2 protein-coding genes are annotated in these 12,169 nt (G+C 32.0%); both read left to right on the forward strand.

All coding sequences use genetic code 11. The features are described from left to right. Nucleotides 1–2,472 (forward strand): hypothetical protein (locus ACWI69_RS10845; protein ID WP_448821856.1); only part of this gene is annotated, 2,472 nt, incomplete at its 5' end. A gap of 215 nt (nt 2,473–2,687) precedes the next feature. Further along, nucleotides 2,688–12,169 (forward strand): two-partner secretion domain-containing protein (locus ACWI69_RS10850; protein WP_448821857.1); only part of this gene is annotated, 9,482 nt, incomplete at its 3' end.

A 12,169-nucleotide genomic window follows, 5' to 3' on the forward strand; every position in this document is an offset into this window, starting at 1 on the left:
ATCTATAGTAAAGTGGGCGACAAAGACTCAGATGTAAGTAGGAAGGAGGAGTTGAAGGATAATCCATTGTATGAAGGACTGTCAAAAGGTAGTGAGCCAATATACGAAGAGATAGGTGGTCCAGAAAGCATCTATAGTAAAGTGGGCGACAAAGACTCAGATGTAAGTAGGAAGGAGGAGTTGAAGGATAATCCATTGTATGAAGGACTGTCAAGAGGTAATGAGCCAATATATGAGGAGATAGGTGGTCCAGAAAGCATCTATAGTAAAGTGGGCGACAAAGACTCAGATGTAAGTAGGAAGGAGGAGTTGAAGGATAATCCATTGTATGAAGGACTGTCAAGAGGTAGTGAGCCAATATACGAAGAGATAGGTAGTCCAGAAAGCATCTATAGTAAAGTGGGCGACAAAGACTCAGATGTAAGTAGGAAGGAGGAGTTGAAGGATAATCCATTGTATGAAGGACTGTCAAGAGGTAATGAGCCAATATACGAAGAGATAGGTGGTCCAGAAAGCATCTATAGTAAAGTGGGTGACAAAGACTCAGATGTAACTAGAAAAGTGGAGTTAAAGGATAATCCGTTATACGATATTAAAAACGCTAATAGCAACAATAATAATAACAATAACAATAATAATAATAATAATAATAGTAGTAGTAGTAATGATGAGTTTAAAAAGTTATTTCAAGAGGCTAGAGAGAACTATAGGAATCGTGATTCTAATGAAGAAGCTCTAAAAAAATTGGATATTCTTGCTAAAAATGTAAATAATATTCCAAAAGAGCATTTGATTAAAGCAATAGAAGAACTAAACTATGGACTTAATATGGAAAGTATAACAAAGCTTCAAAAGCAAGCCAAAGAGAATGATACAAAAATTATTAAACCAGATACGATAGAGGAGTTAGATTCTAAAGGTCAAAAAAATATATCGAAAATCTATAATCAGCTAGATTTTGACAAAAAATATTTAGAAATTAGAGAAAATATAAACAATACTATTTTTAATAAGCTAATTTCTAACCCTGAATTTAATAACTTAATGAATTCCAAGTTGTCTGGAGATAAAGAAAAAATAGAAAAGTTGTTCTATATAGTAGAAAATGCTAAACGAGAATCTTTGAAGGAGGTTACTGGAATTACTGGAGAAAAAGCTACAGTAAAAATAGATGAAAAAGCTACAGCTTTCAAATTAGCTCAAGGATTTTATAATCAAAAAACTTCTGAAGTTAATATGAATATTGTTCCAATTGGAGCTTTTTTAAGAAGTAAGAAAAGAAATAATCAAGAGATTTTGGATACAATAATTCATGAATTAACTCACCATGATCAAAATCAATTGGTAAAAAGTAAAGTAAAGAAAAAAATTCAAAATGCTGATATATCCACAGCTGTAGATAATGATGTGAGTTTACTCACTATAAATCAGTTACACTATGTGCAGAGTGGGCTGACAAATAATAAGAACTATAAAAAACAACCACTAGAAAGAGAAGCTTTTTCCTCTGGAGAGGATTTAAGTAAAAAATTAACAAAATATTTGAGTAATCAAGAAAAAATCAAAAAAAATAAAGACATTGTTATAGAACATATTCCTGGAAATAATAAAAATTTAGAGAATAAATTTGAAAGTAATAGTAATTTGGGAGAAATTCCATTGTTATATGGAACAAAATTAGGACGAAAGGAGTTGACAGATGTAGCTAATAAAAGTCCAAATACGGAGAATGTATTCTATGCTGACAGTTATATTGGTAAATTAAATTTAGGAATTGGATTTAGTAATCTTAAAGAGTTTGCTGGAAAAGTAAGAGATGGAAAAATAACAGAAGCAGATTTAACTGAAATAGCTAGATTTAATGACAAATTTTTAAATGATTCAAGCAAGCCATCTACAGCAAAAATTAACTATGCAAATACAGATGATAATAATAATCTTCTTCATGGGTTATTGAAAAATAATGTGGCTGTAGATGCTTTGAGACAAATTGCGGATATAAGTTCTGAACAAGAAAATTTAAGGAATTCATTAAGAAAGTATGAGGAGGTAGATTTAGACAATCCAAAGGCATCTAAATCCTATTCAAATGATGTCAATGAGATGATAAATAAGTATCATAATAATGAAGAGAGACTAGATGATGCATTTATGAATTTTTTTGCTGAGAAGACTAAATTGATAGCAAAAGAAAATTTAGATAAAGGAGGAAAGATATATTTATCATTAGATGGAATTGTTACAACCAATAGAAAAGGGGATAATGTAGATTTTAAAAAATTGAAGGAAATATTTGATGAAACAAATCCGTTTTATAACTCTGTAACTTCCAAAGAGATAAGATATTTATATGAAAACTATAGAGATAATCCAAATGTTAAATTTACATTAAAAAAACAAGTTATTGAAAATCCATTTAAATCAAAGGAATTTCTGGACGCTTTTACTACAGAAACTAAGGATAAACAATAGATTTTCAGTGACGAGTATCAAAAAATAAACAATTAAAAAAGGCCTTTTTTAAGAGGCCTTTTTTAACTTATTTATATTTCGGGGGAATAAACTATGAAAGTCATAGCTTGTTAGAATTATACAATTTTCTAAGAAAAGAAGAGTCCTAAATAAGAAAAAATCTTGATAAATCTAGTATATAATTTCCTGAACAAAATATTTGTAGGAGGGTTTTTATGTACGAAATTAAGCAAAATGAAAAGCTACTAAAACGGTTCTTAAAGAAAAAACAAAAAATAACTTTAAGTCTGATAGTAGCTTTTCTAATTACTGGAGGAATAGCTTGCGATGAACTCCAAGCTAGAGATTTAAGAACTAGAAATAAAGAAAATAATTTGGTTAAACCTGATCATGGAGGTCCCAATTTAAATACCTCCGCCAATAAAACGGATGTTGTCAATATTGTCAATCCAAATTCTAATGGTATTTCTCACAACAAATTTATTGATCTTAGTGTTGGAACTGGGAATGGTCTTATCTTCAACAACAGTATGGAGAACGGAACTTCACAGATTGGAGGACACGTCACTAAAAACTCTAACTTAACTAGCAACGCTAAAGTGATTTTAAATGAGGTTACAGGAAATAACGTATCCAATATCAACGGGGATATAGAGATATTTGGTGCTAAAGCCGACTTTATTCTAGCCAATGAAAACGGAATTACCTTAAATGGTGCTACCTTCATTAATACAAACGGAATTACTCTCTCAACTGGTAAGGTTTCTAACATTGGAAATAATATAAACTTTGATGTTCAAAAGGGAAATATTGAACTAAATGGTGTAGGTACAAGTGGTAACTACTTCAATGTTTTGGCAAAAACTGTTCAAATATTTAAAGAGATATCTCCACTAAAAGGGGAGCATTCACCTGATATTTCAATCATAGCTGGTGAAAATAAACTGTCAACTGAAGTGGGAAAATTAAACGATATAAATATTCTATCATCTAAAAAAACTAATTCAGATAAATATGGAATATATGCATCTGAGTTTGGCTCTATGTATGGTAAAAATATTAAACTGATAAGTACTGATGAAGGACTTGGTGTAAAACATGAGGGCCTAATAGTTAGCGAAAAAGATATAGCGATAGATTCAAATGGAGATATCGTATTAACTTCTGTTAACTCTAAAGGTAGGTTAGATATTAAAGGAAAAAATCTTACTACAAAAAAAGGCATCAGTAGAGATAAGGAAAACTCCTTTATCAATTCTATTTCAGCAAAAGATAATATAGACCTAAATATTTCTGGAAACGTCAACTTAGAATCAGCGCTACAATCTACAGATGGAAGTATAAAAATTGTTGCAAAGAATTTGACTTTAGCGGATAAAACATCTGCTAGAATAATATCTAAGAAAAATATTGTAGTAAATCTATCAGAAAAACTTGATGTTCAAGGGGTTATGATTCCAACTATACCAGGAAAGCCCAATCTAGATTTAATTATTCTTGTAAACGATAAAGATGAACTACAAGCTAAAGATATAAAAAATGGAAAAATATATAGCTCCAATGAGATAACATGGGTTAGCACAGGAATAATTGGAACGCAAGTTGATATCTTTGCTAAAGAGATTGAAAATAAAGGATTGATTTCAGCTGACAGAAATTTAAAAATAGATGCCAAGAAAATTTTAAATCATAAATCCTCTGTAATCAAAGGGGCAAATATCGATATTAAAGCTGAAAATAGCTTCATCAATAGAGGAGAAATTAGAGAAAATCAAAAAGAATTAAATGAGTTTGTAGACCCACTGGGAAATCTTAAGATAGAGGTTTCTTTAGGTGGGTTTGAAAACTACGGAAATATATCCGCACAAAAAATATCAATTTTAACTCAAAAGTTAATTAACTCATTCGCTGGAAAAGTTATCGCAACAAACGGTGATATTGTGCTGACAACCTCTGTTGGAGAACTGATAAACAACGGTGAGATTTTAACTGACAAAAATGTAAAATTGATTTCAGAATCATCAATTACAAACACAGGAAAAATAGGTGCTGATAACATACTAGTTCAGGCTCTAAAAGGGCAGTTTTTAAATGCCGGGCAAATTACAGCTGTAAAAGAACTTGAGCTAATAGTTAACTCACTTGTAAATGCTGGAAACTCAAAAGAGATAGAAAAATACTTAACTGCATTTTATCAGTACTCAGAAGAGAATATAAGTAATGTTAAAAAAACTATCCAAGAGTTAAAAAATAAAATAGATAGTGAAACAAATCCAGAGAAAAAAGAGGTCCTAAATGAAACTCTAAAATATTTTAAAGACATAGAAAATAGTTTAAATGCCTTAAAAGAAGAGATTAAAAATTTAGACAATTTAGGGGTGCTATCTGGAAATAATGTTGTAATAAAAGCTACAAATACCGTAGAAAATAGCGGTCTATTGACAGCTAAAACAGATATAAATATAAAAGGAAATAGTTTTGTAAATCGTGGTATCACTCAAAGTGAACGTGACATTTTCATAGAAACTATTGGAAATATTTTAAATACAAGTAGATTAACAGCTGGAAACAGCATATCTATAACAGGAAATAGTTTCCTATCCACTGGAAATAATGAAACTATTTCAAAGTATTTAAAATTAGTCGCTTCGTTTGATGAAAATAGATTTAACGCCATTCAAAATGAGATTAAAGCGATAGAGGAAAAGTTACTTACAGAAACAAATATTTCAAATATTGTTGCGCTTAAAAAACAACTAACTGCGTTAAATAGCGAGATGAAACAATTGAGCGATATAAAAAGTCAAATCTCCTCATTTAGTGAGTTAGGAGTTATTGAAACAAATAACTTAGCTATAACAACAGTGAATAAGTTAGAAAATGCTGGAATAATCTTAACAAAAGGAAATACTACGCTGACTTCTAAAGGAGATATACGTAATGATGGAGTAGCAAATATTGGAGCTAACTTAGATGTCAAAGGAAAAACTTTTACTTCTAATAATCTGACTGTTGGAAATAAACTAAAAGCAATTGTCAATGAGATATTTGAGACTAAAGATTTAAAAGTGGGAGATGATATTGATATCTCAGCTTCTAAATTTGTTACGTCAGGTGAGTTGAGTACAAATAAAAACCTGATTTTAAAAGGAGACTTTGAATCCGGAAAAAATTCAAAGACATCTGTGAAAAATAATATTGATATCTTAGGTGGATTTAAAAATAGTGGTGAAATCATAAATAATGGCAATCTAAATATTGACTCTCAAGATAAGAATTTTGTAAACTTAGGAAAATTAGAAACTAAGGGACAAGGAACTATTAAAGGAAATAATTTTTCAAGTAGTGGTGATATTCTAATAGAAAATGGCGCTGACTTCAATATGAACAAAAGTTTTGAAAATCAGGGAAAAATTCAAAGTAAAGAGAATATCTCAATAACTTCAAATGGAGATTCAACTTTAGGAAGTATCTTCGCAAATAAAGATGTCACTGTTAAAGCAAACTCTGGTAGTGTAAGCGTTGATAAGATTCAAACTCCTGGAAGTATCACTATTCAAACAGATGGAGATATCATCAACAAAGGTATGATTGTAAGTAACAAAGATGTTGAACTATCTGGTAACTCTATAAAAAATGAGAGTGGAACAACAATATGGGCTGGACAAAATCTAGTTTTAAACGCAATAAAAGAGATATACAATAGCTTACTTGCAGTGATAGAAGGAAAAGGGGATGTCAAATTAACAGCAAAATCCATTGTAAATGATGGTGGAACTATTAGATCTGGTAAAAATATGATTTTAAAAACAGATTCGCTTGTCAATAGAAGTACTATTGTCGATAACCCCCTAATCAGCGGATACAAAGAGTTTGAAACAGTTACTAAATGGAATGATGTTCTTAACTACCATCTAGATTATGTAAAAGTTAATGTTCCAAATATAGAAAATACCTCAGTTGTAAAAGATAAAGCTTCTATAAATTCTGGTGGAGATTTAAGTATAGAGGGATATTCAAATGAAGCAAGTAGTGTTTTAAATGAAGCAGGAGTAATCTCTTCTGTAAAAGATATGAATATAAAAGGAGATGTTGTAAATAAAACTCCATATAAAGAAACAAGTATCGATTGGTTCCTAGACAATATAACAGTTACTCTACACTGGGAAACAAAACTTTATGGAACTGGCGCTCATGGAAATAGTGGAGTCGCTTTCAAAGGTACTTTAAGAGAGGCGCTATATGGGAACCATTTTAATGGTAAAAACTCATATTATGAATCGCTTAAACTTCATAAAGACCCTACTTTAGTTCAAGTTTTATCCAGCGTATTGGGGGCAGATTGGAGAGCCTACAATAAACCTGTTTCACAAGATAAATGGGATACAAAAGGAACGTTTAAACATTATGCAAGCAATGCAAACGCACAAATTTTATCCGGTGGAAAACTAAAGCATACTCTAGGTGCGTTTAGTAACGACGGTGGTGAAAGTGGAGAGAATAAAACTGTAGCTGATGTCAATATTAAAGATATCAACTCTGTAAATGAAATTGAGGGAGTAAAGCAAATTCATGATGTTGAAATAATAACAGGTGAAGTTACAATCAATGGTGTGACTATCAAAGCTGAAACTGGAAATATGGCTGGAAGTGTTGCAGTAGCAGGAACAATAAACCCAATTGTTTTTATCGAGATTCCAGTTGGAGAAAACGGAATATTTAAACCAGCTACTCCAAAACCAGGTCAGATTCAACCCCTATTTGAAACTAATATAGAGTTCATAGATCCAAATAATTTCTATGGCTCTAACTATTTCTTTGAACAGATAGGATATGATAAAGATAAACCATCAACTGTAATAGGAGATGCTTACTACGAATATCTATTACTTTCTAAAATGCTTAAAGAAGCTGTAGGATACGCAGGTGAGTTGAGTTCAGATTCTGTTAAAGAGCTACTAGATAATGCTCTTAAACTTAAAAAAGAATTGGGATTAGAGATTGGAAAGCCTTTGACACCAGAACAAATAAATAACTTAGATAAGGATATTATCTGGTATGTTGAAGTTGAAGTCAACGGAACAAAGGTTTTAACACCACAAATCTATTTTTCAAAAGAATCAAGACTTAAAATCGCTAGTGGTCAAGGAAGTGGTGGAACTTCAACAGTCAAAGTTGGAGGAGATTTCATAACAGATAACACATCCTTTAACAATGGAAATGGAAATATAGTTGCAAATGGAAATATCATAGTTAAATCTGATGGCAATATAACTAATAATAGTTCTGGCGGTGTAAATGGTGGAATAACATCAACTAAAGGGAATATTGCGCTTGATGCCTCAGGCGATATAAATATGATTGGTGGAAGTGTGAAAGGAGATAACATTATCCTATCAGGTAATGAAGTTAATATTGAATCCAGTGTGGGACTAGATAGAGATGGAAATCAAATTGTATCTGATAAAGCTTCAATAGATGGGCATAATGGTATTCAAATTGATTCGAAAAATGATATCAATATCAAAGGTGGTTCATTGACAGCTAGTGGGTTAGAGGTTCTCCCTAAAGAGGAACAAAAAAATGAAAGCTCTGAAGTATCTCCAAAAGAAGAGAAAAAAGTAGCTGTAAAAGATGTAAGCTACTATGAGGAGCTATTCAAAAAAGATAGCGCTGATATCATTGAAGGTGCTGCTGGAAGTATAAATCTAAATGCTGGAGGAAGTGTCAATATCAGTGATATTCATACTACGTCATCCAGTTCGAAAAATGAGTATATAGATCATAGCAACTACTCTAAGGAGTCTTCAAGTAAGGTAACTTCAAATGAAGCAAAAATAGTTGGATCAAATGTAAATATCAATGCCGAGAAGGATATCAACATTAAAGGAAGTTCTATCGGAACTAATGAAGGACTTATTTCTAAAGATGATAAAACTGAATATGCTCAAGGTGATATAAACTTAAACGCTAAAAATAACGTTGTTATAGAGGACAGCCAAGAGAGCTATTCAAAAAAGAGTAGCAGTGCACAATCAAGTGTTGAAAAGGGTCTTGTAAGTGTGAAATGGTCCGACAAGAAAACAAATGCCTCTTTATCAAAGGGAAGCAATATATCTACAAATGGAAATCTAAATATCTCCTCAGGAAACAATGTGGTTCTTAAAGGAAGCAACATTGAAACTGGAGCTAATACATCTATCAATGCTAAAAATAATATCGATATTCTTGATGGTAGAAATACTGTTGAGGAATCTACAAGTGATACTAGATATCAAGTGTTAGGTGGTGGAAATACAACTACTGAAAAGAAGAGTTCTACATCAAAGGGAAGCAGTATATCAACTGGTGGAAAAATAGAGTTAAATTCAGGAAATAACATTAAAATAGTTAATGGAACATTAAATTCTTCTAAAGATACTGAAATAATCGCTAAAAATGATGTTTCTATTGAAGCTGGTAAAAATGAATACAGCGAAAAAACTACAACTACAAGTGTTGGAATATATGCGGATGGAAGCGCAGGTATTGGCGGTGTGGGTGTAAGTGGTAGTGCATCTACAGCAGATATGTCAGCTTCTGGTGAAATCTCAAGTGAATGGGGAGCCAGTGGGACTGTCAGCGAAAAATTAGATGGTTCTAATGAAAAAACTCCAACAACTTCTGGAAAACCACACATGGATCAATTGGTAAACTCAGAGGTTGGTTTAAAAATAGAGCATTCAACAAAAGAGGTAGATGAAACTACTTGGTCTGAAAGTCAGTTAAAAGGTGATAACATAACTATTAAAGCTGGTAATACTGTTGATATAGGTGGTGGAGATTACGAAGCTAAAAACAGTGTGACAATTAAAGGTAAAAAAGTTGATACTTCTAAATATGAGGATGTTAGAAATGAAAAAACAGACGGTTTCACTCTTGCAGTTAAACAAAGTCAAGGAGTAAGTAGCTCTGTTGTTGATACAATCAATACTGGAGTTAAAATGGATGCAGCGATAAAAAGCGGTCAAGCTAATGAAGGAGTACTTGCTGCTCAGGGTATTGGTGCTGCTACAAATCTTCTGTTCAATGACCTTGCAGGTGTTTTCTCCAAACAATCTGTAAATCTTTCTATTGAAAACTCTACAAAGAATGAGACAAGTGAAAATATTACATCAATAAAAGGAAAAAATATCGATATTATAGCTACAGAGGGAGATATAAACCTAAATGGTGTAGATATTAAATCTGAAGAAAATATATCTTTAGATGCTAAGAATAATATCAATGTATCAGCGGCTAAGAAAACAAGTAGTGAATCTGGATTAAAAGTTGATTTGGAAGCCCAGTTGGAGCAATCAGCGGGATACAGCGCTCTATGGGGAGGAAACACTGATATAGGAGTAGGTGGAAGCGCAAATGTAGATGTAACTTCATCCACTTCTAAAGAGATGATAAATTCAACAATAAAAGCAGATGGAAACTTGACTATTAAATCTGGTGCAGATACAAATATTAAAGGTGCAGAGATAGAAGCTAAAAAAGACGCCAATATTAAAGTTGGAGGAAACTTAAATATAGAGAGTCAAAAATCATCCTATAAAGAGGACTCTATCAATGCAAACGCAGGAGGTAATGTTTCAATAGGAGCTGCTAGCAATACTATAGGTAAAGGAGAACTAGGATTTAGCGCTGGTGGTGGAAATATATGGAAAAATGGAGAAACAGTAAAACAATCCGGTATAAAATCGGGAGGTAACCTCGTAGTAGATGTAGGAAAAGATCTGAATATGACTGGAGGCGTGCTAGGATCGGAAACAGGAAATGGAAGCCTAAATGTAGGTGGAAATGTAAATCTAAAAGATTTAGTGACAACTGAACAGCAAGATGGAGCACACATAACTGTATCAGGTGGATTTACGGGTGACATGGGAGTAGATGGAAAAATTGGAGATACAAAAGACAAACAGGTGACATCTAAGAGCGTAATTGGCTTAAAACAAGAAAATATAAATGTAAATGGAGATATAAGCCTAAACGGAGAAAAAGGTGAAGTAAAAGATATCTATACAGATTTAGAAAATACTCAAATAGTGGATAAAGATGTTGTAAAAGTGGGTGGAGATATCAGCTTATCTGGATCAATTCAGAATGTAAAAGATATGAAGGATAAGATAAATAGTATAAAGGATTCAATATCATCATCAAAGAAAAAAGTAAGTAATGTGGATACAGATATCAATATTAAGAATGTAAGTAATAAAAATATTGGTGATGTAGAAAATAGTAAAAAACTTAATCAAGGAGAAGATACTAGAGCACAGGAACAAATAGGAAAAGGTGAAGAGAATTACAAAAAAAATCAAGATGAAGCCATGAAAATATTTGATGATATGATATCGCAAGTGGAAAAAGAAAATACATCAGATGTAGAGGTACCAAAATCAAGCGATGATAAATACGCTATTTTAGATAAAGATAACGCATTCGATTTCCCTAAGGATGATGGTGTAAGAGCTGAAATAAATGATATAGCCAATGAGACTAAAATAGTTCCACAATATCAAGAGCCATTGAATGCTATACCACCTCAAAAAAATGATAATTCACAACAAATAGGTGCCGAAAAAAAGGAGCCTGGATACAACGATTTAGTGAAAAAAGCACAGGATAATTTAGATCCAGAACATGATAAGAAAATCATGGAGTATATAATTAAAGAGACTCAAAAGAATTTCGAAAAGTCAGAAAAAGAACTTATAGACTTATTGAATAAGCAAAGTGAACTACTAGAAAAACAAAATGAAAAGAAATTGACAAAGAAAGAGAAAAAAGAGTTAGATGCACTAGAAAAAGAGTTGAAGAGAAAGGCGGATGAAGTAAGTAGATACAAAGAAGGTCTAGAGAATATGAACAACGGCTTAAAAGAATTTTTAGCTGATTTAGAGAAAAAGAAGGAACCTATTTATGATGAAGTAGCGCCTGATATAGAAGAGAGTCACTATGAAAAAGTTATGCCTGGGGCGGAAGAAAGCAACTATGAAAAAATCCCATCTGGAACAGAGGAAAAATTCACAGAGAAAGAGCAAAATAAAGTTGAAAAAGAGTACGCAGATGTAAATAATAAGACTCATTCTGATTCAACTAAGGAAAAAATTGAAGGACTAGTGAAAGAATCTGAAAAATCGATTGCTACAAAATTAGAGGATTTAAAAGCTGAAAAGGCAAAGAATGAAAATAATCCAGAAGCTTTAAAGGTAATAAAAGAAAAAGAGGAGATACTGACATCATTAGCTGAAATCAATAAAATTAAGGACGATATAAATATGTTAGGAAAACTATATGGTGATTCTAGAAATGACGTGAAAGAATATCGTGATTTAATGAATAAATTAGATGCCTTAACTATCGAAGTTTTCAAAGGAAAGAAAGAGGCAGTGGCTGAGAAAGAAAAAGTTTTGGCTCAGTTAAAAGAGATGAGAGAAAAGCTAGATAAAGATGTGATGGCTCAGATAACAGAGGTAGTTCTAAAAAAATCTGAAAAAGAAACAGAGGTACTAAATAAATTAGAGACACTTTTACAAAATGGAAATTTAAGTGAAAAAGATAGATTTGTCTATACAGAAGACTTAAAGAATATAAAGCTAGAACTACTTAAAGCGGAATCTTTTAAAACTGATGGCAACTCTGAAAATGAAATAGCACCGCCTTTACCACC

Source organism: Cetobacterium sp. (genome assembly GCF_977044495.1).